Source organism: Halobacteriovorax sp. RZ-2, from assembly GCF_043196685.1.
GTDB lineage: Bacteria > Bdellovibrionota > Bacteriovoracia > Bacteriovoracales > Bacteriovoracaceae > Halobacteriovorax_A.
In genome coordinates this window covers 236547-262312 of the sequence record NZ_JBEBMR010000002.1, presented here as the reverse complement: position 1 = coordinate 262312, position 25766 = coordinate 236547, and the positions used below count along the sequence as shown (strand labels likewise).

Annotated in this window: 32 protein-coding genes; 21 read left to right on the top strand and 11 right to left on the bottom strand. The window is 37.5% G+C overall.

Annotation, left to right across the window (positions count from 1 at the left end):
• Positions 1-43: 43 nt before the first annotated feature.
• The 7 genes from ABMA78_RS07315 (at position 44) to acpP (ending at position 5654) form a co-directional block, all read left to right on the top strand.
• Positions 44-631 carry a YceD family protein gene (locus ABMA78_RS07315; protein WP_392858499.1) on the top strand — a complete coding sequence of 196 codons (588 nt, stop codon included), beginning with the start codon at positions 44-46 and terminating at the stop codon, positions 629-631.
• Positions 632-732: 101 nt separating this feature from the next.
• The gene (rpmF, locus tag ABMA78_RS07310) at positions 733-939 is read left to right on the top strand and encodes a 50S ribosomal protein L32 (protein ID WP_103217831.1); all 207 of its coding nucleotides are present in this window, start codon (positions 733-735) and stop codon (positions 937-939) included.
• 210 nt (positions 940-1149) lie between these two features.
• A complete protein-coding gene (locus ABMA78_RS07305) occupies positions 1150-2460 on the top strand; it encodes a cytochrome-c peroxidase (RefSeq protein ID WP_392858497.1) in 1311 nt (436 codons plus the stop codon).
• Between the two features lie 143 nt (positions 2461-2603).
• Positions 2604-3602: a beta-ketoacyl-ACP synthase III gene (locus ABMA78_RS07300; RefSeq protein WP_392858494.1), complete on the top strand. Its 999-nt coding sequence runs from the start codon at positions 2604-2606 to the stop codon at positions 3600-3602.
• A 15-nt stretch (positions 3603-3617) separates the two neighbouring features.
• On the top strand, positions 3618-4571 hold the full coding sequence (gene fabD / locus ABMA78_RS07295) for an ACP S-malonyltransferase (protein WP_392858493.1): 954 nt from the start codon (positions 3618-3620) through the stop codon (positions 4569-4571).
• Positions 4572-4579: 8 nt separating this feature from the next.
• Positions 4580-5344 carry a 3-oxoacyl-ACP reductase FabG gene (gene fabG, locus ABMA78_RS07290; RefSeq protein WP_392858491.1) on the top strand — a complete coding sequence of 255 codons (765 nt, stop codon included), beginning with the start codon at positions 4580-4582 and terminating at the stop codon, positions 5342-5344.
• Between the two features lie 85 nt (positions 5345-5429).
• Positions 5430-5654 carry an acyl carrier protein gene (gene acpP, locus ABMA78_RS07285; protein ID WP_021268262.1) on the top strand — a complete coding sequence of 75 codons (225 nt, stop codon included), beginning with the start codon at positions 5430-5432 and terminating at the stop codon, positions 5652-5654.
• A 51-nt stretch (positions 5655-5705) separates the two neighbouring features.
• Here the strand turns inward: acpP and ABMA78_RS07280 are convergent, their stop codons facing one another.
• Both ABMA78_RS07280 and ABMA78_RS07275 read right to left on the bottom strand, forming a co-directional pair.
• A complete protein-coding gene (locus ABMA78_RS07280) occupies positions 5706-5963 on the bottom strand; it encodes a hypothetical protein (protein WP_392858489.1) in 258 nt (85 codons plus the stop codon).
• Between the two features lie 11 nt (positions 5964-5974).
• Entirely contained in the window at positions 5975-7564 is a 1590-nt protein-coding gene (locus tag ABMA78_RS07275; protein ID WP_392858487.1) for a protein-glutamine glutaminase family protein, read from the bottom strand.
• A 224-nt stretch (positions 7565-7788) separates the two neighbouring features.
• Between ABMA78_RS07275 and fabF the strand changes: the two genes are divergently transcribed.
• The 6 genes from fabF (at position 7789) to ABMA78_RS07245 (ending at position 13428) form a co-directional block, all read left to right on the top strand.
• Complete coding sequence (gene fabF / locus ABMA78_RS07270; protein WP_392858485.1) at positions 7789-9048, top strand: beta-ketoacyl-ACP synthase II; 1260 nt, start codon at positions 7789-7791, stop codon at positions 9046-9048.
• A 3-nt stretch (positions 9049-9051) separates the two neighbouring features.
• The gene (gene glyA / locus ABMA78_RS07265; protein ID WP_392858484.1) at positions 9052-10302 is read left to right on the top strand and encodes a serine hydroxymethyltransferase; all 1251 of its coding nucleotides are present in this window, start codon (positions 9052-9054) and stop codon (positions 10300-10302) included.
• Between the two features lie 101 nt (positions 10303-10403).
• A complete protein-coding gene (locus ABMA78_RS07260; RefSeq protein ID WP_392858483.1) occupies positions 10404-11987 on the top strand; it encodes a YiiX/YebB-like N1pC/P60 family cysteine hydrolase in 1584 nt (527 codons plus the stop codon).
• 25 nt (positions 11988-12012) lie between these two features.
• The gene (nrdR, locus tag ABMA78_RS07255) at positions 12013-12567 is read left to right on the top strand and encodes a transcriptional regulator NrdR (protein ID WP_392858482.1); all 555 of its coding nucleotides are present in this window, start codon (positions 12013-12015) and stop codon (positions 12565-12567) included.
• Complete coding sequence (nusB, locus tag ABMA78_RS07250; RefSeq protein WP_392858481.1) at positions 12542-13021, top strand: transcription antitermination factor NusB; 480 nt, start codon at positions 12542-12544, stop codon at positions 13019-13021. Before nrdR ends, nusB begins: the two co-directional genes overlap by 26 nt.
• Before the next feature lie 2 nt (positions 13022-13023).
• Entirely contained in the window at positions 13024-13428 is a 405-nt protein-coding gene (locus tag ABMA78_RS07245) for a hypothetical protein (protein WP_392858478.1), read from the top strand.
• Here ABMA78_RS07245 and ABMA78_RS07240 read toward each other — a convergent pair.
• The 5 genes from ABMA78_RS07240 to ABMA78_RS07220 form a co-directional block, all read right to left on the bottom strand.
• The gene (locus ABMA78_RS07240; RefSeq protein WP_392858477.1) at positions 13425-14189 is read right to left on the bottom strand and encodes a HEAT repeat domain-containing protein; all 765 of its coding nucleotides are present in this window, start codon (positions 14187-14189) and stop codon (positions 13425-13427) included. The two genes, ABMA78_RS07245 and ABMA78_RS07240, sit on opposite strands and share 4 nt — an antisense overlap.
• Before the next feature lie 44 nt (positions 14190-14233).
• On the bottom strand, positions 14234-15274 hold the full coding sequence (locus ABMA78_RS07235) for a hypothetical protein (RefSeq protein ID WP_392858474.1): 1041 nt from the start codon (positions 15272-15274) through the stop codon (positions 14234-14236).
• Between the two features lie 115 nt (positions 15275-15389).
• Complete coding sequence (locus ABMA78_RS07230; protein WP_392858472.1) at positions 15390-16232, bottom strand: inositol monophosphatase family protein; 843 nt, start codon at positions 16230-16232, stop codon at positions 15390-15392.
• Entirely contained in the window at positions 16216-16428 is a 213-nt protein-coding gene (locus ABMA78_RS07225; RefSeq protein ID WP_392858471.1) for a DNA gyrase inhibitor YacG, read from the bottom strand. Before ABMA78_RS07225 ends, ABMA78_RS07230 begins: the two co-directional genes overlap by 17 nt.
• A complete protein-coding gene (locus tag ABMA78_RS07220) occupies positions 16425-17225 on the bottom strand; it encodes an aminotransferase class IV (protein WP_392858470.1) in 801 nt (266 codons plus the stop codon). Before ABMA78_RS07220 ends, ABMA78_RS07225 begins: the two co-directional genes overlap by 4 nt.
• Positions 17226-17264: 39 nt before the next feature.
• Between ABMA78_RS07220 and ABMA78_RS07215 the strand changes: the two genes are divergently transcribed.
• From ABMA78_RS07215 to ABMA78_RS07205, 3 genes are read left to right on the top strand one after another with little or no spacing between them, the layout of a single operon-like run.
• Entirely contained in the window at positions 17265-18233 is a 969-nt protein-coding gene (locus ABMA78_RS07215; protein WP_392858469.1) for an NAD(P)-binding domain-containing protein, read from the top strand.
• A complete protein-coding gene (panB, locus tag ABMA78_RS07210; protein ID WP_392858467.1) occupies positions 18205-19011 on the top strand; it encodes a 3-methyl-2-oxobutanoate hydroxymethyltransferase in 807 nt (268 codons plus the stop codon). Before ABMA78_RS07215 ends, panB begins: the two co-directional genes overlap by 29 nt.
• Positions 18992-19639 carry a type III pantothenate kinase gene (locus tag ABMA78_RS07205; RefSeq protein WP_392858465.1) on the top strand — a complete coding sequence of 216 codons (648 nt, stop codon included), beginning with the start codon at positions 18992-18994 and terminating at the stop codon, positions 19637-19639. Before panB ends, ABMA78_RS07205 begins: the two co-directional genes overlap by 20 nt.
• On the opposite strand, the gene ABMA78_RS07200 is transcribed toward ABMA78_RS07205, so the two are convergent.
• On the bottom strand, positions 19617-19841 hold the full coding sequence (locus tag ABMA78_RS07200; protein ID WP_021268407.1) for a hypothetical protein: 225 nt from the start codon (positions 19839-19841) through the stop codon (positions 19617-19619). The genes ABMA78_RS07205 and ABMA78_RS07200 overlap by 23 nt on opposite strands.
• 128 nt (positions 19842-19969) lie before the next feature.
• On the opposite strand from ABMA78_RS07200, the gene coaBC reads away from it, so the two are divergent.
• From coaBC to ABMA78_RS07180, 4 genes are read left to right on the top strand one after another with little or no spacing between them, the layout of a single operon-like run.
• The gene (coaBC, locus tag ABMA78_RS07195; protein ID WP_392858463.1) at positions 19970-21196 is read left to right on the top strand and encodes a bifunctional phosphopantothenoylcysteine decarboxylase/phosphopantothenate--cysteine ligase CoaBC; all 1227 of its coding nucleotides are present in this window, start codon (positions 19970-19972) and stop codon (positions 21194-21196) included.
• Positions 21193-22062 (top strand): pantoate--beta-alanine ligase, encoded by an 870-nt coding sequence (gene panC / locus ABMA78_RS07190; protein WP_392858462.1) that lies wholly within the window; start codon positions 21193-21195, stop codon positions 22060-22062. Before coaBC ends, panC begins: the two co-directional genes overlap by 4 nt.
• Positions 22055-23374, top strand: coding sequence for a GTPase HflX (gene hflX / locus ABMA78_RS07185; RefSeq protein WP_392858460.1), 1320 nt, complete (start codon positions 22055-22057; stop codon positions 23372-23374). The genes panC and hflX overlap by 8 nt, the downstream gene beginning before the upstream one ends.
• A gap of 42 nt (positions 23375-23416) precedes the next feature.
• Entirely contained in the window at positions 23417-23770 is a 354-nt protein-coding gene (locus ABMA78_RS07180) for a hypothetical protein (protein ID WP_392858459.1), read from the top strand.
• A 7-nt stretch (positions 23771-23777) separates the two neighbouring features.
• On the opposite strand, the gene ABMA78_RS07175 is transcribed toward ABMA78_RS07180, so the two are convergent.
• Both ABMA78_RS07175 and ABMA78_RS07170 read right to left on the bottom strand, forming a co-directional pair.
• On the bottom strand, positions 23778-24050 hold the full coding sequence (locus tag ABMA78_RS07175) for a peptidylprolyl isomerase (RefSeq protein WP_392858458.1): 273 nt from the start codon (positions 24048-24050) through the stop codon (positions 23778-23780).
• Between the two features lie 99 nt (positions 24051-24149).
• On the bottom strand, positions 24150-24497 hold the full coding sequence (locus ABMA78_RS07170) for a hypothetical protein (protein ID WP_392858456.1): 348 nt from the start codon (positions 24495-24497) through the stop codon (positions 24150-24152).
• 51 nt (positions 24498-24548) lie between these two features.
• Between ABMA78_RS07170 and ABMA78_RS07165 the strand changes: the two genes are divergently transcribed.
• Complete coding sequence (locus tag ABMA78_RS07165) at positions 24549-24839, top strand: hypothetical protein (RefSeq protein ID WP_392858454.1); 291 nt, start codon at positions 24549-24551, stop codon at positions 24837-24839.
• Positions 24840-24846: 7 nt separating this feature from the next.
• Here the strand turns inward: ABMA78_RS07165 and ABMA78_RS07160 are convergent, their stop codons facing one another.
• Positions 24847-25698 carry a prepilin-type N-terminal cleavage/methylation domain-containing protein gene (locus ABMA78_RS07160; protein ID WP_392858452.1) on the bottom strand — a complete coding sequence of 284 codons (852 nt, stop codon included), beginning with the start codon at positions 25696-25698 and terminating at the stop codon, positions 24847-24849.
• Positions 25699-25766: the final 68 nt, after the last annotated feature.

Sequence of the window (25766 nt, the reverse complement as noted above, 5' to 3'; positions counted from 1 at the left end):
TTTCTTGCCTTTTGGCCCTTCGCAATATAAACAGAGAGTTCAAATGACAGAGGATAAAATGCAAATCGTAAATAAAGATAATACATTCTTGAAAGACTCAACGATTCTTATCTCTCGTGTTGGTGACGAGTTTGAAACTTACCAACTAACTGATAAGAATAATGAATGGGTAAAATCAATTCTTGATGGCATCACAAAGGACTTCGATCCGGAAGTTAAGCCTGAAGGCTTTGAGCACTTAAATGTTGAGCTTCAACTAAAGAATGCTCGTGACTATACTTTTGGAGAGCACCTTATTGTAAAAGGAAAAGCTTCTGGAGCCTATACAGCAACTTGTGTTCGCTGTTTACTAGACACTCCACAAGAGTTTGAAACTGAATTTACATGTGCTTTCATTAATAAGAGATATGAAGACGACCCAGAGTATGAAGAAATCGACGAAATTTATATTTCAGATGAAACGGCCGATATGTTTTTTCATGACAGAGGTAAGGCAGATTTGAGAGAAGCAGTAGCTGAAAACTGCTTTTTGGCCATAAATCACTACCCAGTTCATGACGCAGATTGCAAAGGTCTTTGCCAAACTTGTGGAGTCGACCTAAATACAGACAGTTGCGGACATAGCAATTAATTTGGCCTAACTTTTAGGCTTGTAATAATGAAGTGAGTAAGGTAATAAAGTAAGCTCATAATTGTAGTTAAAAATTGAAGTTGAATATAACGGAGTAGAAAATGGCAGTACCTAAGAAGAAGACAAGTGTTTCAAGAAAAGGCCTAAGAAGAGCTGGACAAACACACAAGCTTTACGCGAACAATGTAGTTGTAGCTGATTCAACAACTGGTGAACTAACGAAGAAAGGATGTATCTCTCCATCTGGTTATTGGAAAGGTAAGAAAGTCTTCGCTACGAAAGCAGATAGAGAAGAAGTAGAAGAATAAGATAATTTATTATTTTTCATATAAGAAAGCCCACTCGTCGAGTGGGCTTTTTGTGTTTTTACAGGGTTCCAGCAGACTTTTACGTAAGCGATGCGTTGTCTCAATAATGCCGTGCTTACGTAAAAGTCTGCTGGAACCTAATAAAAATCAGTTTGACCCATCAAACTTTCTTTTAGTATAAACTAACTACACAAACTAAGAGAGAGACACATGAGATTACTTTTAACAATTGCATTCGTTTTTAATACATTTGCACTATCACCTCTAGATGAAGCACTTTCCAAGCTCATCAAAAAACACAACTTAACTTCCCTACCTGAATCACAATTACAAAATCAAAATGAAGTGATTCTAGGTTCAAGATTATTTGCAGAGGTTCGCCTTAGTGGAAATAAAGATATTACATGCATGCATTGTCATCATCCAATGCTGGGAACAGGAGACAATATTCCATTCTCGATTGGTACAGGTGGTGCAGGACTTGGAAAAAGTCGCATTCAAGACGGTAAAGGCCTCATTATCAAGCGCCATGCACCAGCATTAATCAATCTTGGCTACGATGAAATCACAGATATGTTTTGGGATGGAAGAGTTCATGTTGACTGGACTAAGGGAGAATTCAAAACTCCAAGTAAGGAACTTAATGCTAAGACAGAATTAAATAAGAAAATTCGCAATGCTCTGGCCGCGCAAGTTATCTTTCCACTTCTTTCAGTTGAAGAGATGTTAGGAAAGAATAATGAAATCGCTTCTCAAAAAGGTGACCTTGCAAAATGGGATGCATATGTTGATCGTCTTTTAAATGGCTCTAAGAATGCCATGTACCAAAACCTTTTTAAGAGAGCATATCCGAAAGACTTCAAGGCCGGTAAAATTGATATCTCACACGTCGCCAACGCACTTGCGGCCTTCATCACAAGAAACTTCAATCTTGTTGATACGCCTTATGATGAATACTTAAATGGTGATCTTAGTGCATTAAATGATTCTGAAAAAAGAGGGCTTAAAACTTTCTTGGATAAAGGCGCTTGTATCAATTGCCACAGTGGCCAGCATTTAACAGACTGGGATTATAAATCAATTGGGTTGCCTCAGATTGGGCCAATTAGCGCAACGTCCACTCTAAATGACAAAGGACGATTTGAAGTAACAGGCAATAAAGCGGATCAATATAATTTCAGGACACCACCCCTTAGAAATATACACTTATCTGCTCCATATATGCACAACGGTGTTTACGAGACCCTAGAAGAGGTTGTTGATCACTATAATCACACTCGCCCAGCAATAAAAAACTATATTGTTAACGAAGTAACTCAAGGTCATTACGAAGAAAAAATCGTTAAAGATGAAAATTTTATTAACAATAAATTGCGATATCAGTTAATAAGCGATGACGATATTAGGCGTCCTCTACAGCTAACGGAGGATGAGAAGGCAGATCTTGTTCAATTCCTAAAGACAGGATTGTCTTCACGCCGTCTACAAAGGCTTGAAGAAGCTTCCAAACTTTTAAAATGAACATAGGGCCACAAACGTGGCCTTTTTTTGTAAAATTGACCGAAAAACACACAGTGTCAAATAATAACGCCCCTGCCCTTCCCCATCATTGTTATACTCAATAAAATAGGCGCAATTTTTTATTACCAAGATTAGGAATTTAAATGGATATTAAAGTAAAAATTAAAGGAACTGGAATCTACGCTCCAAAAGAAGTTAGAACAAATGTCGATCTAGAAAGTATGGTCGAAACAAGTGATGAATGGATTTATGAAAGAACGGGAATTCGTCAACGTCATATTTGCTCAACAGAAGGCGGCGAGTGGCCAAGTGATATGGCCTACCATGCAACTCAAGATGCATTAAAAGCAGCAAACCTTGAACCGAATGATATTGATATGATTATCTTCGCTTCAGTTACTCCAGATTATAAACTTCCAAATACAGCTTGTATTCTTCAACAAAAATTAGGAATCACAAATAAGTGTGCGGCAATTGATATCGCAGCAGCTTGTTCTGGATTTGTTTACGGTTTAAATATGGTAACAGGACTGATTCGCATGGGTGCAATTAAGAATGCACTTGTTGTTGGCTCTGAAATGCTATCAAGAGAAGTTAACTGGGAAGATCGTAACACTTGTATTCTTTTTGGAGATGGTTGTGGTGTTGCTATTGTTGGTGCAAATGAAGATGGTGATGATTCAGATATCCTATCACTTGAACTAGGTGCAGATGGTGCAGGGAAAGAATTCTTTGACCAACCAGTTGGTGGAGCAGTTGATCCAATCACAGCTCAACACTTAAACGAGAGAACTCACTATATGCAAATGAAAGGTAAAGAAATGTTCCGTGTAGCAACGAGAACTCTTGCCGAAAATGCAAAGAAAGTTTTAGAAAAAGCAGGTAAAGACCTTGAAGAAGTTGATTGGTTAATTCCTCACCAAGCAAACGTGAGAATTATCGAAACAACTGGAAAGCTTCTAGGAATTAATCCTGAAAAAGTTATTGTTAATATTGATAAATATGCAAATACATCAGCTGCAACTGTTCCAATCGCAATGCACGAAGCAATTGTTGATGGAAGAATCAAGCGTGGTCAGCTATTATTGCTAGATGCATTTGGTGCAGGTTTAACTAGTGGAGCAACTCTACTTAGGTATTAATTAAGGTTTTATATTATGAAAAAAGTTGTTTTGATTTTCCCTGGTCAGGGATCACAATACGTAGGAATGGGAAAGAGTCTTGAAGGACACCCATCATTTGAATTACTTGAAAAAGCAAACAGTGCTCTTGGCTACAATCTTTCAAAGATTATGCTTGAAGGCCCTGAACAAGAGCTTACACTTACTCAAAATACACAACCAGCAATCCTAACTTACTCAATTGGTCTTTTTCAAAAAGCTAAAGAGATTTTAGATGAAGCTGGCGTTGAGGTTTCATGTGTACTTGGACACTCTGTTGGTGAGTACCCTGCTCTTGTTGCAGCAGGTGCGCTAAGCTTTGAAGATGCTCTAAGATCTGTTCACAATCGTGGAAAGTACATGCAAGAAGCTGTTCCTGCGGGAATGGGAAAAATGTATGCCGTTATGAGAGTTCCTGCTGAAATCGTTGAAAAGGCATGCAAAGAAGTTTCAACAGAAGGTAACGAAGTTATGCCTGCCAACTTTAATGAGCCAGGGCAAATCGTTATTTCAGGACATGCAGATGCCTGTGACAAGGCCGTTGCTTGGATCTCAGAAAACTTCTCAGACCCACATAAGACAGTTGAATTAAAAGTTAGTGCACCATTTCACTCTAGCCTAATGAAGCCGGCCAGAGAGAATATGGCAGCATTTTTTAATGACGTAACTTTTAATAAAACGACAATTCCTTATATTGCCAATATTGACGCCAAAAAGTATCAAATTGGTACAGACGGTGAAGTTGTAAAAGAGAACCTGATCAAGCAAATTGATGGTTCAGTTCTTTGGACTCAAAGTTTTGCAAGCCTAGACGATGACACTCTTTGTGTTGAGGTTGGGCCAGGACGAGTTCTAATGGGACTAGCAAGAAAGATTAACCGTAACATCAAAGTTATCTCACTTGATAAAGAAGGTGCTTTTGATGAGCTTAAGGAAGCTTTAAACTCATAGGAGCAAATATGATTGCAACTTATAATGATTTAAAAAATAAAAGAGTATTAGTAACTGGCGCAAGCCGTGGTATCGGGCTAGATATTGCAAAATCACTAGCTGCCCAAGGTGCTCACGTAATCTTCAACTACCGTGAAGGGAAAGAAGATGTAGCTAAAGAAGTAGAGTCTCAACTTAAAGAGCTTGGTGCTTCAAATGTAACGGGACTAATGTTTGATCTTAATAATGAAGAACAAATGAAAACTGCCGTAAATGACTTCGTAAAAGAGTTTGGTCCAGTTGAAGGTCTTGTAAACAACGCTGGTGTTTCAAAAGACACTCTTCTTCTAAGAACAAGAAAAGCAGATCTTGACGCAGTAATTGATACAAACCTTAAGGGTGCAATCATGCTAACAAGTATCTGTTCACGTGGATTCTTAAAAGCTGAAAATGTATCGATTGTTAATATGAGCTCAGTTGTTGGTCTTATGGGAAATGTTTCTCAAACGGCCTATGCAGCATCTAAGGCAGGTTTAATTGGCGCAACGAAGTCAATTGCGAAAGAATTAGCTAGCCGCAACATTCGTTGTAACGCAATCTGTCCAGGTTTTATTCAAACTGATATGACTGATGCCCTTGAAGAAAAAGCGAAAGAAGCCTATATTGCTTCGATTCCAACTTCACGCTTTGGGTCAACTGAAGATGTATCAAATCTTGTGTGCTTTCTACTTAGCCAAGCGTCAGGATATATTACTGGTGAAGTTATTAAAATTGACGGTGGACTTTATATCTAGAAAAATATTAATATACTAAAATTAAATTTTTATATAAGAGAGAGAAATTGAGTTTATAACTTAATATATTTATTAGGAGACAAATATGGAACAAAAAGTAATTCAACTAGTAGCGGATCAAACAAAAATCGATATCGCAAAAATCAATGCTACAACTTCATTCGTAGACGATCTAAACCTAGACTCACTAGACATCGTTGAACTTATGATGAAAATGGAAGACGAATTTGATATTCAAATTCCAGAAGAAGATGCAGAAGGTCTTAAGTCTGTTCAAGACGTTGTTAAGTACCTAGAGTCTAAGCAATAATCAAAAATTAATTCTTAGATAAAAAAAGCCTGCATATTGCAGGCTTTCTTTTTATAAATTTTTACAACTTTTAATCTGAAAAGTTTTGTAATCGTACTTAATCTCAACCTTCTCTTTTGACTTAATTGCCTTTTGAAAGCACTTCGCATCTTTTTTACTCGCTCGGTAAAAGGGAGCACTCTCCACGAAGCTAACAGTAATTTCATCTTTCTCTAACTTAAAAGTTGAGACATGGTATTGTGATGTGGCCAGATTGGCCGCATAAGTAGATACAAAGCTTAGTAATGTACAAAGAATTATTTTTTTCATTTTACTTATTCCTAAAGAATTCTCTTCTCATAATTTGCTAGTAGTTCCTTAGCTGCCTTTGATCTTGCTTCACGGCTCATCATATTGGCCGCAGTTTGTGGGTGATATGATTCCCTACTAGCAATTCCAAAAGCAGTCTTACCTACACTCACAGCATCTAAACTTGGAGGAAAGCCCACATGATCGACCTTAGAAGCATCTGCTCCCATTGTCTCTAGCCACTCATTAACATGAATCGGTTTTGAAGCAATAGCAGGATCAATGATCATCTTTGAAACTCCGCCTCTTCCATTATCAACATAAACAACAGGTGCCGTATGATAACTCCAGTAAGGATATTGCTGATTAGGAATTTTAAGTTTTCCTGATGCCCAGGCCTTATCTGCGATAACACCTTCTTCTTCAAACATATTAACCATAAGTTCTGAACGAGCATAGCATCCGTCTTGTACGTACTGCCAGGCCATCCCTTCCATTGCACGGGCCTTCTTAAAAAGCTCATTTGCTTTTTGAATCGAGATAACACCACTAGCACGTGGACGATAGTCTTGAACTTTTTCATATGAATCAGCAGCATAGTAACTATCACCATCGCGACAGCTATTCTTTGGTAAGAACTGGCGATTGATATACTGGCTATTGATATTTCCGTTTACGACATCAACAAGATGAACGAAGTCTAAATTATCTCTTTCGCGCACCGATTGCCTTCCAAGGCCGATAATATCTCCCTGAATAGCTTTTGGACAATGAGGAAGAACTGTTTTTAGGTAGTCGCTAAATCCAGCATCCTGCATGCTGAAGAAAGTTGTGGAGTTGTGCCCCATCGCTTCAGGTGCCTTTCTTTGAACAGTAAGACGTGACTTCTCATACTCTTCATTTCTCTCAATAACAGCACCACCAAGAGTACGAGCATACTTGATATAACTATCGTTCTTAGTGAACTGAGCATTACCTCTCGTATCGCGAGAGTAATTGATAGGCATATACACATTACGAGCTGGATCAAAGATTATGTAGTGATTATCGCCACACTTTTTAATAGTACACTTAGTGGCCATCTCACACTGATGATTTTTGTTATTATTATCTTGGACCCACATCTTTGTGTATGCTTGAGTCACCTTTTCATTTTGATTTTCAATATCGTCTTCAACACCTTCTAAGATATTCTGTAGGCTATCCCTAATTTCTTCTTGGGAAGGATCAATATTTCTAATAAGTGAGAAGATAGATTTTTGGGCCTCATCCATTGCTTGGATACGAGCGGCCGGTGTATCAAATTCTTGTACTGCTCTTTGAGAAACAAATTGCTTACTATTGGCATTATGAAAAATAATTTCTTTTCCATCGCTAATCGTCCTAACAGGAAAAAGCTCAGTTTCCTTGGTGCTTCCATTGCGATAAATCCCAAATAGGTGACCACTTTGATTTCGCTGAAGAACGACCTGCGAGTCACCATCTTCACAAATGACAACCGGAACTTCTGCGGGAGCATTACAGCTGTCAAAGCGCATATCATTGGCAAATTCAACGGAAACCTTTGCGCCAAAAGTGTAAACAGATAAAATTGATAAAATTAATAGGTTAATCTTTTTCATGGCAGTCTTATCGTATAAGTCGTTAAAAATATTAAGTTATTAATGATAAAAATAGATATAGCGTTCAACCTATTGAAATTGCGTTAAATATTAAACAGTAATCCTTGAAAAGCGTAAAAATTAAGACCCTCTACGCCTTGTCAAAATGCCTGCAAAATTATCAAATACTAGGAAAAAAACTTAGAAGAATTGAATAAAAAATAAAGGAAGATAAAGGAATATATATGAGTAACAGAAGTAATAAACGTGTTGTTATCACAGGCCTTGGAACAATTTGTGGTTTAGGTCAAAACACGCAAGAAGTTTGGAATGGTTTAATCGAAGGTAAGTCAGGAATCTCAGAAGCTGAAAGCTTCCCTATTCCAGACCTTGCAATCAAGATTGCCGGTGAAGTTAAGAACTTCGAATTAGATGAAAGTATCATGGAAGCTCGTGAGGCAAAGAAATATGACCGCTTCATTCACTTTGCACTTCATGCCACAGAAGAAGCGCTAAAAGACTCAGGTGCAAACCTAGAAGATTTTGATAAGTACAAAGTTGGTGCAATCCTAGGTGTTGGTATTGGTGGTTTCCCAATCACAGAAGAAACAGCGAAGACATTTGTTGAGCGCGGCCCACGTCGTATCTCACCTTTCTTCATTCCAGCAATTATTCCAAATATGGCATCAGGTGTTCTAAGTATTAGACACGGCTTTATGGGAGTTAACTACACAGTTTCTTCAGCATGTGCATCTTCATGTCACGCTATTTCAAATGCAGTTGAGGAGATTCGCTCAGGACGTCACGACCTGATGATTACAGGTGGTACTGAGGCTGTTATCTGTAACCTTGGAATGGGTGGCTTCATTAATATGAAAGCTTTCTCAAAGCGTACAGACGAGCCAACAAAAGCTTCTCGTCCATTTGATATAGATCGTGATGGTTTTGTTATGGGTGAAGGTGCTGGTGTTCTAATTCTTGAAGACTATGATAGTGCCGTTAAACGTGGTGCTAAGATCTATGCTGAGATCGTAGGTCATGGTGCAACTTCTGATGCTCACCATATTACAGCTCCACATCCAGAGGGAGACGGCGCTTATGGTTGTATGAAAAAAGCAATCGAAGACGCTGGGATAAGACCGGAAGATATTGATTACGTAAATGCACACGGAACTTCGACTCCACTTGGAGATGTTGCTGAAACTGGTGCAATTAAAAGAGTTCTTGGAGAAGAACACGCTAAAAAAATTAATGTCTCTTCAACTAAGTCAATGACAGGTCACCTTCTTGGTGCAGCAGGTGGTGTTGAAACTGTTTTCACAGCTCTTGCCCTTCACCACGGGATCATCCCTCCAACAATTAACTTAGACAATCAAGATCCAAAATGTGATCTTAACTACACTGCAAACACTGCAGTTAAGAAAGATATTAAATACGCCCTAAATAACTCATTCGGTTTTGGGTCGACTAACTCTTCACTAGTTCTGAAGAAAATTGAGGATTAATAAATGTTTCATAAAAACGCCAATAGCTTAGAAAAAATGGATGAGGAAATTTTCTCATTAACAAATAAAGAATTAGCAAGACAAGAAGAAGGATTAGAGTTAATCGCTTCTGAAAACTATACATCAAAAGCTGTCATGGAAGCACAAGGTTCTGTGCTAACAAATAAGTATGCTGAAGGTTTACCAAATAAGCGCTACTACGGTGGTTGTGAAGTTGTTGACTCTGTTGAGCAACTTGCAATTAATCGCCTTTGTGAGTTATTTGGATGTAAGTTTGCCAACGTACAACCACACTCTGGTTCTAGTGCGAATATGGCCGCATATTTTTCAATCATTGCGCCAGGAGATAAAATTCTTGGAATGGATCTTTCTGAAGGTGGCCACTTAACTCATGGCTCACCTGTTAACTTCTCAGGAAAATATTTTGACGTGAAGTTTTATGGATTAAATCCTGAAACAGAAATGATCGATTACGATGACGTAAGAAGAGCTGCTAAAGAGCATCAACCAAAAGTAATCGTTGCTGGTGCATCAGCATACCCAAGAACAATTGACTTCGCTAAGTTTAGAGAAATTGCAGATGAAGTTGGAGCATACCTAATGGTCGATATGGCACACATTGCAGGACTTGTTGCTGCTGGCCTTCACCCTTCACCATTTCCACATGCCCATATTGTGACATCAACAACTCACAAAACATTACGTGGACCACGTGGTGGGATCATCCTGACAAATGATGAAGAACTTGCAAAGAAGATTAACTTTAATGTATTCCCAGGAATTCAAGGTGGACCTCTTGAGCATGTTATTGCAGCAAAAGCAGTTTCATTCAAAGAAGCACTTGATCCACAATATAAGGATTACCAAAAGCAAGTTATTACTAATGCTCAAGCACTAGCAAAGCAACTTACTGATCTTGGAATGGAGATTGTTTCTGGCGGTACTGACAACCACCTAATCCTAATGAAGACAGACCCTGCCGGTGTAACTGGTAAGGTTGCTGAAAAGGCCCTAGAAGAAGCTGGGATTACTTGTAATAAGAATATGATTCCAGGTGACAAGAGATCTCCATTTGTAACAAGTGGGATTCGTCTTGGAACACCAGCTCTTACAACTCGTGGAATGGGTGTAGAACAAATGAAACAAATTGGAACTTGGATTGTTGAGGCACTTAAAAATGCAGAAAATGAAGCTGCCCTAAAAGACATCAAAGGCCAAGTTGAAAAACTTTGTAAAGAGTTTCCTGTTTACTAATTTCAATACTTTATGGAGGGTAGTTTCCTGCTATCCTCCTATATTAAAAAAATCTTACTAATCTTCCGATAACTAAATGTGATTTAGTATATGGGGATATTGTGAGAAAGTTTCATTCAAAATTTATTTCGGCCATTTTAGTTTCAACTCTTTTGTCGTCTTGTGCTTCAACAGTCGATCAAATTGAAATGGCGTACGATCAATACTCTGCCGCAGTTTCTCGCTATATCGCTTCAACGACAACAGATTACAATCCATCTAAGTTTGAAATCAACAAAGACAACTTGTACAAGCTACAAGAATCTGTTGAAAAGAATCTCGTGTGGCGTATGGAATTTGCTAAGGCCGAGAAGAAGAAAGGGCAGAACTCCTTAAAATTTATCTCTCCATACTTCGATTCAAATCAAAAGATCACTGCTGAACTTAATACATTTTTAAAAAATATTTCATGGGTAACTGATCCTACAACTCGCTTTGAGATTCGTACAAATCAAATGACTCAAGTTGAGCAACGTCGTGAAATTTATTTCACAGGAAATCGTAAACTAAAAAGACGTGAACGCGATGTGGACTATGCCATTGTTAACCCTTACGACCTTAAAGGGAGTGAGATCATCAAGGCCTTAAAAGTTGGTTATATTGCTAATATTGCAATCTATGAAAATCATCTTCTTTTAAAAAATAAAATTCGTGAAACACTTAAAAACGAAAAAGATATAACATTACATAAAGAATTAGGTGATTATCATAAGCGTCTCGTTCAAAAACTTGTTAAGTCCCCTTCTCATAAAAGGCTTGCTAGACTTGCAACAATTTATCGAGATATTAAAATTTTTGAAGAAGTAAAAAATAAAACGAGAATTTCTTATTATATCAATCCGCTTATTGAAGAAACACTTGTCTATAATGAATTGATTAAGGCCTATAATAAAAAGAAGAGATGGAATGAAATACAACCTTCAATCCAAAACACAATTTCTTCAATGGCCCTAAAAGATAAGAGCTACTATGTGGGTTATTTTAACAAGGCCATTAAATTTGAGAATTTAAAAGGTGGCCAGGTAACTTACATTGGAAAAACAGAGAAGGCACACTTGGCCTATCAGCTGCGACCAATGGATATTGTCTTTACCCATAATAAGAATAGCTTTAATAACGCTGTTGTAGATCGTTTTTGGGATAATGTTGGTATTTGGATTGGCTCTTGGGATGAAATTGTAAAGCTTGGCCTATCTAAACATCCCCTCGTCATCAAATATCGAAAAGAGATTCAATCTAAGAAGCTTAATTTTATTACGACAACACGAGAAGGCATTAAACTTAAAAGCATCGATTCAATGTATAACCAAGATGACCTTGCAGTTATCAGAAAGAGAAAGCTCTCTTATCAGGAAACAACACAAGGTATTGTTTTGGCCCTGAGTAATATTGGCAAGCCATATGACTACAAGATGAATCCAGCAGATACAAGTCGCGTCTCTTTTGCGCAGCTCGTCTTTGAGTCCTTTCCACAGATTAAATGGGATAAGTCTCATGCCTATAAACAAGAAGCTGTTTCTCCATATAAAATTACACAGCGCACAGGAGAGAATCAAGACTTCTTCACTGTTATGTTGTATCGCGACGGTATCGAGGTACTAGAAGATCTTGAAGATAACTTTAGGCAGATCTCTTCCCTGCAGTAATTATTCACACCTCTAAAATGAGAATATGCAATGCATTCATAATATGCTAGAAATAGATATGTATTGCCCAAGTTGCCAAACACCAAACACAAAAGTTATTGACTCGAGACACCTTTCCGATGGACTGGCAGTTCGTCGTCGTAGAGCATGTCTTAACTGTGACTTTCGTTATACGACTTATGAGAAGCTCCAGCTTCAAGTACCGGCACTTGTAAAGAACGATAAAAGACGTGAGCCTTATAACCGCGAAAAAATTTCGAAAGGGATCAACAAGGCCTGTCAAAAAAGACCTTTAACTACGGCGCAAATCAACCGATTAATTGACGATGTCGAAATGACTCTTTCGCAAATGAACAATATTGAAGTTCCTGCTAAGATCGTTGGTGAAGTTGTTATGGAAAAGCTCTATGAGTTAGACCCAGTTGCCTACGTTAGATATGCTTCTTTCTATTGGAACTTCAAAGATATTGATGGATTCATTGAGAGTTTACAAAAGAGCATCGGTCAATTTGGAAATTTAAAAGAAAAGTTTTTATTAAATAAGGATTCAACTAGTGAAAAACCAAGCATTCAACAATAAGTCAGCAGCACGTCGTTTTGCTTTTAAATTTATCTATAAATTATTTTTAAAGGACTTCAAAGCAGAGCTTGAAGAGTACAAAAATGATATTGGAAAACTGAAAGCCGATATTGAAATGTTTGAAGAATCTTATATGAAAGAAGATGAAGAACACCATGACAATGATATCAACCCAAGTGTTCAAAACTTTGGTAACAAACTTATCACTGGTGTTATTAAAAACTTTCCAGAGATCAAGGAAACTGCTTCAACTTACATTCTAAAAAGAAGCTTTGACTCTGTTGATGCTATTGAAAGAGCTATTCTTTGCCTTGGTACTTACGAAATCAAATTTGAAGAAACTCCAAATAACGTAGCAATTAATGAGTATATCAATCTTGTTAAGAGTTACGGGAAAGAAGAATCAAAAAGCTTTGTTAACGGTATCCTAGATAAGATCAGTAAAGCGCAATAACAATGGCATTGAAACACGAACTCTTCACATTGATAAATGAAAGGATTGGCGCAGTCATTTGCCTTTATGATCAACAACAAGAGAGTTCGTCCCAAGTCCTTGAGGCCATGAATCACCTCGTTGATGGCACACTAGAAGAAAGAATCTTAAAATCAAAGAATAAGGACCTAATTAAAGATGGGGCAAGTCACTTCTTCTTTTCAAAGAACTATGGTGAGCAACTCAATATCATCTTTAGCTCAATCCCTAACACTCCATCTCAAAACGAGTTAAAGCAATTTATTAGTGTGCTAGATGCTCAGAAAAAAACTCATATTGAGGAAAAAGAGATTGTCGTGATAAAACCAAAAGGACACGCCTTTAAGTTTCATCACCCATCATTTCAAGTAAATCATTTTGAATACTAGCGAATAACAACTGTCGCTTGAGAGATCTTAGACCAGAAACGCTTCTTTTCTTTAAGGTTACCATTTGGTGCTTTTCGGCCAGTAATCTTCTCTAGAGTTTCAGAAATTTCTCTGTGAATATCAGAATACTTATCTTTTTGAATCATTGATAAAAGAGGCTTCTTAGCTTTTTCAAATTTTAAATCCCCTATTGTCGTAATAATCTCTTTTACAATATGGGCCCTCTTAGTCGATTTAAGCTTTTCATTAATATGATAATTTCTCTTATCATATAACATTGCCCAAATATTTGGAGCAAGATCAGTAAGGTTCATTCTCTTCACATTCTCAAGTGCTTGATAGCGAACGATTAGAGAATTATCTTTTAAAGACTGCTTGTACACATCTTTATAGTCAGTTTGGTTTAATGCTAGAAGTGACTTTAATGCGGCCATTCTCATGACCCAATTAGGGTGCTTTGCAAACTTAGAAATAAAAGGTGCTGACTTCTTGCCCATAACTCTACCAAGTAAGAAAGTGGCCATCCAACGATTCTTCTCAGGATACTTTTCGTCTTTCATTACATTGATAAGGGCAGCAACAGACTTACCTTTAAGCTTTAGAACTTGCTTCTTAAGCTTGTCCATATCAGCTGATTTTAAATTGTATTTGAATTGTCTTTCGAGTTTCTGCGTTAGCACCGCTTGATGCGCTTTATGATTAACAGCAGAAAACGAGTTAAAACTAACAATTAATGTTGCAATAAGAAGTAGTTTTTTCAAAAGACATCCTTGTCTAAGTTATTCTATTTTTTTAAAGATTAATTTTAACCAAGCATTTTTTCAAATTCGCTCAATAGCTCTTCTGCCGACTTTTGCTCTGCCGCTTCATTTTCAGGAGCTTTCTCCCCTGCAACTTCAGCTGCAGCCGGTACAGGAGCAGGAGCCTCTGCTTCTTCAATTGGCTCAGGTGCTGCTTCCATTGTCGCTTCTTCAATTGGCTCTTCAAAGAACTCAGGAGCTTCGTCCATTAAATTTTCAGGCGCAGGTTCTGGAACCTCAACAGGTTCAGGAGCTTCAACTGGTGCTTCATCAGGAGCAACAACTTCTTCTGGTTCAGGAGAAAGATCGACTTCAGGTTCAGTATCAGGAGTTAAGTCAATTTCAGGAGCTGGCGTCGATGGAGTTCCTCCACCTTCTGCTAATTGTGCCTTAAGTTGTTCGTTTTCTTGTTTAAACTTTCTTAGGTCAGCAAGATCACCTTCAATCATTTCATATTCTTTGAGTCTTGCCAGTAGCTCATCTCTTTCAGATGAAAGAGCAGATAATTCTGCACTACTATCACCTGCTGATGCACTTGCAGCTTTCAATGTATCAACTTGCGACTTAAGCTGGGCAATTTCAGAATTTAGATTCGTTATGATCTGAGCAGAGTCAGAATTATCTCCCGATTGCTCAACTGCACCTAGTTGTGCTTCAAGATCTCTAATAAGAGAATCTTTATTTGCGATCTGTCCATTTAGTGCAGCGATTTCAGCATTCTTACTTGCTAACTGAGCACCATCAACATTACCAGTTGGTAGGCTTCCACCAGGAACAACAGAAGGAATCCCCTCTCCTGTCTCAAGTCCACCACCTCTAAACAGAGAAGACTTTAATGCATTAGAGTTTTGAATAACTGAGTCGAGATAGCTTTTTAAAACATTCGCTGGAATTTGATGTTGTAATTCCTGCATACGTTTTCTTGTATAAAACCAATAAACGACGATGACACAAATTAAAAGTATAAGAATAGAGAATAAAATATAAAAAACGTTGTCACTAACGTACATCATTTCTCTTGATAATCTCGTGATAGAATTCGTCACTTTTTAATCCTTTTAATATATAAACCTTTGATTATTTTAACATAATCAGCGCCATTTAAAAGATATGAAAAAATAGCAAAAATGAACCTATAATGTAGGAAATAAATAGAGTCTTTTAGTCGGAAACCATTTCATTTAGCTTCTCATAAAGTGGATTTCTGCCCACAATAATTGTCTTTGAGAAGATATTATGATCATGACCATTATACTCAGTTACTTTAGCACCTGCTTCTGAACAAATGATTTTTCCTGCAGCAACATCCCAAGGAGCAAGTCCCTTTTCCCAGAAGCCATCAAAAACCCCACGAGCGACATAGCACAGATCAATCGCCGCCGAACCTAGTCTACGAACAGCAGAGATATTAACCATGACTTTTTTAAATTTTTTGAACTCATCATTGAATGGCTTTCCCTTTTCGGTAGCAAAGCCTGTTGCTAAGAGAAAACCACGGTCTCTCGAACGAGTTTTCTTAAGTCGAGTTTTTTCTTTCCCTTTAATGAGATAAGCCCCATTACCCTTTGTTGCGCAGTAGAACTCCCCTTTTTCAGGAATATAGATGACACCAACAACAGGTTGTAACTTGTAAGTTAGAGAAAGGCATACACAGTAGTGCTCTAATCCGTGGACAAAATTATTTGTTCCATCTAGTGGATCAATAACCCAAAGGTAGTCACTATCTTGATATTCTTTAAGGTGCTTATAATCACCTTGGTACTTATGGTAGAAGTCTTCTTCGGCCAGCACAGGAATATCCGCTCGAAGTTTATAGAGTTGATTAATAATATAGCCTTCTGACGCATGATCAGCTGCTGAGACTGCTCCTTGAGCATCTTTGTAGCTAATCGAAAGATTTGAAAGATCTTTTTGAAAAGGTTTTAAAATTCTTCCGGCACCACGTGCAATTTTTATTAATTCGCCTTCAATGGCAATAAGTTCACTCTTAGTAATCTTCTTCATCCTGTCTCTTTTTAATGACGGCCTCTAAGTCAGACTCAGAAAGAGGCTCCTGACTAGCAACGGTATAATTTTCTGTAAGCCACATTCCTAAATCAACCATCTTACATTTTTCACTACAAAATGGGCGGAACTCACTTGAATAATAATCAAACTCTTTTGAGCATTCAGGACATTTAACCTTTAAAACTTTTGTCACCAAATTTCTCCGTAAAACTCATTAACTAATTTTTTAATCTCTATATCTTCAGTATATGCTACTTCGTTGATAGTTGAAATATGCCTAATGCCATTAAATGAACTTGTAGTGAAACAACTATCAAACTCATGTAACTCGGCCGCATGAACACGCATCTCTTTTAGGGGGCGTCCTAGCTTTTCTAGCATGAATTTTACCCTCTCAAGAGAGATTCCATCAAGTACACCAAACTCCGCAATTGGAGTTATATAATCATCCCCTTTCTTGAGAATGATATTGGCCGTCGGAAGTTCCAAGATATAAGACTCAGGATCAAGCAAGAGGACATCATCATAGCCTTGTGCAAGACTCTCCCTTCTTAACTGAAATTGGTATTGATAATTACTGCGTTTTAAAAAGTCGGGAAAGTTTTGATCTGGATAATAGCAATGGGAATTCAACTTTAATGAACTTTTAAGCTGATCCTTTTCAACGGCCCATATCCAAAACTGTATTGCTCCAGAAAGCTCTCGATAGAAAGTAATCCTTAAGTAGGCATAAGGGATTGAACTGAAGTCTCCAAGTATTTTTGCCGTGGCAAGCTGAACTTCATCAATAATTGAGCTATCAAAATCTTTAGGCCAACAATATTGAAATGACTTTTCCAGTCTTTGACGATGCTGATCCCAAAAAATCGCCTTGCCACCTTTAACAAGAATTGTCGTAAAGAAAGAATTCCCCCAAAGATTTCCCTCATTAATTAATGCATCACGTGCAGTTAAACCTTTCTTAGAAAAATAGATTACTTCCTGTGCCATAACTTCCCTTATTGTTTCAATCCATGATATCTAATTTTTATGATGAAAAATAGTAGCGATAATATTTCTAATGATATTTTAATTATTGGTTTTGGCTCTCAAGCAAAGTCTTGGTCATTAAACCTTAGAGACTCTGGTAGAGAAGTTACTATCGGCCTACGCCAAAATAGTAGCTCAATTTCTTTAGCAAATAAAATGGGTCTACCAACAATTGATATTACAAATAGCAAAATTGCTAATTTCAAATTTATCATCATCCTTACACCAGATGATACCCATGAAGAAATCTTAACTTCTCTTCAATTCTCTGATACGAATTTTAAGCAAAGATTGGTTTACGGTCACGGCTATAGTGTTATGTACCAAGGCCTACGATCAAAGCTTCCTACACATGAGCACTTTCTTTTGGCCCCAAAGGCCATTGCAAGTGAACTAAGATTTGGTTATGAAACGAAGGCCCCTCTAACAGCAGTTGTAAATTGTGATGATGAGAGCCTCTTAGATCTTGCAAAGGATCTAGGGATTTCTGTTGGCCCAATCGTGAGTAGTTTTGAAGAAGAAACAATCTGTGATCTCTTCTCTGAGCAATCAATTCTATGCTCGGTTATTCCACAGGCCGCAAGACTGTCTTTTGAGACTCTTGTAGATAAAGGCCATTCGCCAGAGATTGCCTATATTGAATGCTGGCATGAAGTTAAACTCATTGCCGATGCCATGATTAAATTTGGACCTACAGAGTTTATGAAACTAATCTCTCCAAATGCCTTCATGGGTGGTGAAATGGCCAAGTCATTGATATTTGATGACGAGTATCAGAACAAGCTCAATAAAATCTATGAAAATATTAAAAATGGCTCATTCGCACGTGAAATTCTTCATACTGATTTCCAAAAGCAGCTCTCTCAGGTTATAAGTGAGTGGAATAACTTAGATATCACCAAAGTTTACAATAGCTTTGGAAAGAAATTGGTTCATGGGAATGAAGAAGCTAACAACTCGAAAAATTAGAAAATCAAAACTTTCTGAAACAAGAAAGTCACTTCAAGTTCTTACTTGTTACGATTATCAAACTGCTCAAATGTTAAATGAAACACAACTTGATATGATTCTTGTTGGCGACAGCCTTGGTAATGTTGTTCTTGGTTACGATACGACAGTTCAAGTTAGCCTAACAGAGATGGCCATCTTTGGAGCAGCAGTAAGAAGAGGTGCACCAAATAAATTTGTGATTGTTGATATGCCTTTTGGTACTTATACAACTTTTGACAAGGCCCTTGAGAATGCGACTAAGCTCTTCCAAGACACTCAGGCCGAGGCCCTTAAACTTGAAGGAGCCTACCCTCATCAACTTGATATCATCAAAAGATTAACTCAATCTGGAATTCCAGTCATGGGACATATTGGTCTGACTCCTCAAAGTGTTCACGAGCAAGGTGGCTACTACACTCATGGCAAAGATGACTCAGATAAAGCAAGGCTATTAGCAGAAGCAAAGCTTTTAGAAGAGGCCGGCTGCTTCTCGATCGTTCTAGAATGTGTAACAGATGAGATTGCCACAATCATTACAAGAGAGCTTTCAATCCCGACAATTGGAATTGGCGCAGGAAAGAATACTGATGGACAAGTTCTAGTTATCAATGACCTTCTGAAAATGGGGCCTGGAAAATATCCAAATTTCTGTACACCTATTGCTAATTTCTTTGATCAAAAGCTTAAGCTAATAAGTGAATATATTTTAAAGAATAAGAACGCGGATAATACAGACGATGCTGACCTACACCATTGATAGTGGTAACACATTTTTAAAAATTGGTGTATTTCAAAACAACACTCTTACAGATGTTAAGAAGTTAAGCATTCATAATTTCGATTTTACCTTTAAAGAGAATTCTTCTGTCATCTATTCAAATGTTTCTAAAGAAATAAACCAGCTTCTTCCATTATGTGCAATTAATGCAAACGATCTAATTAAAGATTTCAAAACATCTTATGATCCAAAAAAACTAGGAATTGACCGTAAAGTTATTTCTTACTTTCTTCAAAAGAGGTTTCCAAATGAGAAGCTACTTCTTGTTGATATGGGAAGCTTTATCACATTTGATGAAATTAATAATGGAACTCACCTTGGTGGCCCAATTTTTCTAGGTTTGAATAATTACTTAAAGTCATATCCTAAATTTTCTGCCAATCTACCACTACTTAACGAGATCAAACTAGAAGATATCGCCAATACAGAGCAGGCCATTTCACATGCCTATGTAGCCTATAGTGAAATGATTATCACTCAAGTGAAAAAATATAATCAACATCGAATTATTCTCACGGGTGGAGACTCTGAAAAACTAAAAGACTACGGTGAAATTCAGAATAATCTCATTCATCAAGCTCTATTTAGCCTACAAAATTCTTTTTAAAATTAGCTGGAATTTCAATGGCACGATACTTCTTACCATTAGATAGACGTAGCCAATAACCTTCCTTAACATCGCCATCCATCACGATATTAATAGGCTTCATCGACACGATATGATCGTAATTTATGTAGATTAGTTCTAGTGTATCACCTAGTGCTTGAACGTCACGTTGTGAGATGATTGAGAACTTACCAAATTTCATAAACTTACCTTTGTTACTTATTACATAGGCCTTCCGAATACCTTCAGATATTTCAAATTCAATGGCCTAAATCCTTAAAAACATATATAAGATAGACACATAGTATTAACAACCAGAAAGTTAAATATATGAAAATATTAGTAGGTGTATGTGGCTCAGTTTCCGCTTACAAGTCAATTGAATTTGTAAGAGGACTGGTAAAGAAAGGCCACGAGGTAAAGGTTATCTTAACAGGCGGAGCAACGAAATTTGTTCAGGCAGACCTCTATACTTACTTAGGTGCAAATGAAGTTTATAGTGCTCAGTCTGATTTCAGTGGCAGTGTGGAAACAAAGTCAGTTCTTCATATTGAACTAGCGAAATGGGCCGACTCTCTTCATATCTACCCAGCAAGTGCTAATACTATTGCAAACCTTGCCATGGGAAAAGCCGATGATCTACTAACATCTGTTTTCTTAGCTGGATGGGATAAGTTTCAAACTGTTATTTATCCGGCCATGAACACATCGATGTGGACCAATCCAATTACGCAAGAAAATATTGACCTTCTTGGACGTTTAAATAAGCAAAGTAATATCTTTATCTATCCTCCAGCTTCTGGAGAACTCGCTTGTGGAGATATTGGAGCTGGAAAGATACCAGCGGTTGAAGAGGTCTTAGCAAATTTTGATGCTATCAACCCTTCAATTAATCAAGAATCAAAACACGTAGTGATTACAGCGGGTGCAACAGTTGCCCCAATCGATCCCGTTCGTTTTGTCACGAACCCATCATCTGGAAAAACAGGATATGAGATTGCGAAAGAATCCCTTCGCTTAGGATATCAAACCACAATCTTACTTGGGCAAAACTCTTGTCCGGAGTTTCAATACCTAAGAAGTCTACCAGGAGTTAAGATTATCTCTGTTCGTACAACAGATGAAATGTATGAAGCAGTTCTTGCTCTTGATAATCAATTTGATACTTATATCTCTACGGCGGCCATTAGTGACCTTAAATTTAAAACAGCAGAAGGTAAGCTTAAGAAAGAGGCACTCTCTTCAAGTCTCGAGTTTGAAAAGGCCCAGGACATTCTTGCACATGTTGTTGCCAATAAAGAGGATCACCAAACGATCGTAGGGTTTGCCGCAGAGACAGATCTTTCAAAAGAAATTTTAGAATCAAAGTATAATCGCAAGCCAACAAAGCTCTTAGTGGGTACACATGTAAATAGTGGCCTTTGTAAAAGCGCAAGAAAAGGCTTCGGAAATAATGAAGCTAACTACACAATCCTTAACGATGGTGAAATTGCCTTTACTGGTGAGCTATCAAAAATCGAGTTAGCAAAAGAAATATTTAAAAGGATTAAAGCTTGAAGTTAATTCAAACGCGATCAGATTTAATAGCAACAATGAAGGAAGTGTCTCACGATTCACTTGGCCTTGTTGCGACAATGGGTAACCTCCATGCAGGCCATATGAGCCTCCTGACAAATGCTCTTGAAACTTGTGAAAAAGTTGTTGTGACAATCTTTGTTAACCCAAAGCAATTTGGAGAAAACGAAGACCTCGATAGCTACCCTCGTACCCCGGAACAAGACCTTGAACTGATTAGAGAAACTGCTGGCGATCGTGTTAACGACATCATGGTTTTTCTTCCAAAAGATAATAGTGAAGTTTATCCAACAGGTTTTAATACGACTGTAACTGTTGAAGGAATTACCCAGAAGCTTTGTGGACAAAGTCGCCCTACTCACTTTAGTGGCGTAACGACTGTTGTTTACCAACTCTTCACTTTAATAAAACCAAGCCAGGCCTTCTTTGGGCAAAAAGATTACCAACAAGTTTGTGTCATTAGAAAAATGGCCCATGACTTAAACCTTGAAATTGATATTAAAACCGTACCAATTAAGCGTGAAGAAAGTGGCCTCGCCCTTTCATCTCGTAATGGTTACTTAACAATAGAAGAAAAAGAATACGCTCTTCTTCTTCCTAATAAACTTGATGAATTAGAAAATCTTCTAATGAGAACAACTTGGGTCGATGCTCAAGCTCAGTTAAATGAAATCCTTGAAGAAACACTAAAGGATTCTAAATGGGACTATCTTGAAGTTCTCGATAGCGCCAATCTAGAAGATGTTGAATCAAATACAAAAGAAGTTGTTATCGCAGGTGCTTACTTTGTAGGAAGTAAACCAACACGTCTCATCGATAACAGATTAGTGGAAATTACTTATGCTTGATAATGAATTTTTTATTTCACGTGAGGCAAAGGCCTCTCTCGTCTCATTAGTTTGTCCAAAGTTCAAAGAACATGCGACAGAAAAAGATACTCTCCGCTCACTTGGAGAGCTTAGAGAACTAATGCGTACACTGGATATTGAAACTGGTGAACAGTATATTCAAAACAAGAAGACTGTTGATCCTGGAACAATCCTTGGAACAGGTAAACTTGAAGAAATCGCAATGGATGCAAAGGCAGAAGGCTCAACGCTACTCGTTTTTGACTGCGAATTAACTTCATCTCAAATTAGAAATATTAAGAAGCTAACTGGAATGTCAGTAGTTGATCGTTGCCATATTATTCTTGAAATTTTCTCTGAACATGCACGAACGAAAGAAGCTCGTATTCAAATTGAAATCTCACGTCTCCAATATATTCTTCCACGCCTTGCTGGTTTCTGGTCTCACCTTGGCCGTCAAAAAGGTGGTATTGGTGTTCGCGGTGGTGAGGGTGAGCAACAGATTGAGCTTGACCGTCGTATCATTCGCGAGCGCATTGAGTTCTACAAGAAAGAACTTAAGGAAGTTGAAAAGTCTCGTATTGAGCAAAAGAAAAAACGCTCAAAGAAGGCAATTACAACGGCCCTCGTTGGTTATACCAATGCTGGAAAGTCGTCTCTTATGAATCGTCTATGCCGTGTAAATGTACTTGAAGAAGATAAGTTATTTGCCACTCTTGATTCAACATTTAGAATGCTAAACCCAGATACGAAGCCACCAATGATCCTTATCGATACGGTAGGTTTCTTATCAAACCTTCCAAACACTCTTATTGATGGTTTCAAGACAACTCTTGAATCAGCACTTGAGGCGGATCTACTTATTATCACTTGTGATATCAGTGATCCTAATTACGAAAAGCATCTTGAAGTAACAAATAACGTACTTGATGAACTAGGCCTAAGTGATAAAGAGCGTTTCATTGTCTTTAATAAGAAAGATAAATTAAATGATAAAATCACAGAAACGATTATTAAGAGAAAGCATCCAAATAGCTTTGTGATCTCAAGCTTTAATACAGAAGAGATCGATGAATTACGTGAATATATCGTTAACTTCTTCCTTGAAAAGCAAAATAACTACGATCTCTTTATTCCATATGATGCAGGAGCGGCCCACTCAATTGTCGTTTCAAAAACTAACGTCATTAGAACAAGTAATCACGAAAAAGGGATCTACTATCAAGTAAGAGTACCTGACTTTATTTATAACCCATTAGGGTTACAAAAATTCGAACTAGGACCTCACGATCCCCTTCTAGACGAAGTCTAAGTAAAAAATTAAATATAAATTTTACTATTCCGAAGAGCGAGTATGAACAAAATCATACTCGCACTAATTCTATCTATGTTATCTTGGTCTGCTCTTGCTGGAGTAAAAACGATCGACGTTGAAGCTTACTTTAAAACAGATATGGACTTCATGTTTTCCATTAAAAATAAGAGTTACGATAAAGTTATTCTCGACTGTCAGGGTTTTATCAATGGGCTAAATCTTTACAGCTCTCGCGGACATGATATTTTTACACTTCCAGGTTATGGGCATTGCATGGCCATTCATAATGAAATTATTAAGAATATCAAAAATGAGAAAAAGTCTTGTTTGGTATTAAATGATAAGGAAGGGCAAATTGTTGTTCTGGACAACAAGTGCCCAGAACAAAAATAGAAGACGCTTAAGAAATTCTCTTAATTAGGTGGTAACCAAATTGCGTGCGAACAACTGGAGAAAGCTCTCCTACTTCTAGAGCAAATACAGCTTTTTCAAATGGTGCCACCATCATCCCCTTACCGAATTCACCAAGATCTCCACCCTGCTGACCTGAAGGACAATTCGAAAAGTCTTTTGCAAGCTCTTCAAAAGTTTTTCCATCTTCTAACTTCTTTAATAAATCTTTCGCTTCATACTCTTGATCAACAAGAATGTGAGCACAACGAATCTTAGACATAGTTTTTCCTTTGAATATATTTTTTAAGAATGAAATCGCCAATAGTATGTTCCTATGATTACGAGAAGTATGATGGCCAGGCCAAGATACATGTATAACTCATCCCTCTCCATTAAAGTCTCCACAAATTCGATCAAGATTTGAAAGAAGATTTGCAATATCGAGAGGTGCCTCAATAACACGCTGAGCTCCCTCTTCTCCTTTTGTCACAAGCTGAACCACAGGAATATTCTGACAGAATTCTGATTCAATTTTCCCTATTGTATCGGCCGTAATTGTTGAAAGATCCACGAGAATGACTTCAGGCACAATATCTCTAATAAAGTGAAAGGCCTCTTCTTCATTAGAAAGAGTGAAGAAATCTCCGCCAACTTCCTTACCTAACGCCTCGATAGCTGTGATCATCATTTGGTTATTAGACAAAAAGAATAGTTTTTTAATTTTCACGATTAAGCCTTCATATGTTACATTTAATCAATAAGAGTAATGGGAGTCCACATGTCTAGCCGCATTAAAATTATTGATAACCTATCCAATTCTACCTTATATGAGTTTTCAATGGAAGACGCAGATCGTGCTTATCAAAAATCTGAAGAGCTAGAAGAGATGGGGCTTGATATCAAGCTAGTTATCCCTTCTGTATCACAGACTCTTATCGAATCCCTTGGCGCCTCAAGTGAAACAATTGAGAAATTAAAAGAAATGATGGATGAAGAAATTGCCTCTCATATCAACGAAGAAGATGGTGGTTGCTCAATTTGTCTTCCCGATGGAAAGATCCACCAATAAAGATCGTCTAAAATTCTTCGTTTAGAAGCGCTTCCATCTTCTTTGTGCTCTCTTGCAGAGACTTAAGAGATTCCATTGCCTTTTTTAGCTCAGGATTATTATCCACGGCCTTGTTAATATCTTCTTGTGATATTGCCTGCCCTGTTTTTTGAGCGGCCTCATTAATTGAGTCTTCAAACGCTTTATTGTAATCACTCTTCGTCGACAATTCATTATTTACGGACTCTGAGCTGGTCTCTTTAGAACCATCATTATTAGAACCTGAAGTGGAATTAGAACTAGCTGTTTCAGAAGAGCTTGAAGAGGTATTCATAAATGGAATCTTAGGAAGATATAACCCTCCAAGAACTCCACAGTCTTCAACTCGATTTGAGTCATTAACAAAGAGATCAACTTCAAAGCGTTTAATGATAGTCTTTCCACCATATGCATTATCACTCATACGACTAAGTTCAAGATTTAACTTAAGCTCTGCACGATGGAAGTCTTGTCCCTCAACTTTATTCACATAGAAATTTGTAATATACATTGATGAAAGAACGAAACTCGTTGAGCTAATCTTATCCCCTATTGTGTACTTGGCCTTACCATCAGGTCTTACAATCTCATCCAAGATAAGGTCATTCTCTAACTTACCTAGCTTAGCTAGAGACCTCTTACAGGTCCCAGGTTTTCCCATATAGGCCTTAATAGCATTGGCATAATTATTTAACTCTGTTTGATTAATTGCTGTTTTTGTCGACTTCATTTGAGTCTTCATGAAACGTGCGAAACCAAGGGCAATGATGGCCAAGAGGCCTGCGGCCATAACAATTTCAAGCAGGGTAAAACCAGAGTTATTTTTAGTTAATTTATGCATAAATATATTTTAGGGGAATACCGGATTTAATGGAAGAATGAATATTAGTCCGTATTAGGCGTGTGTTT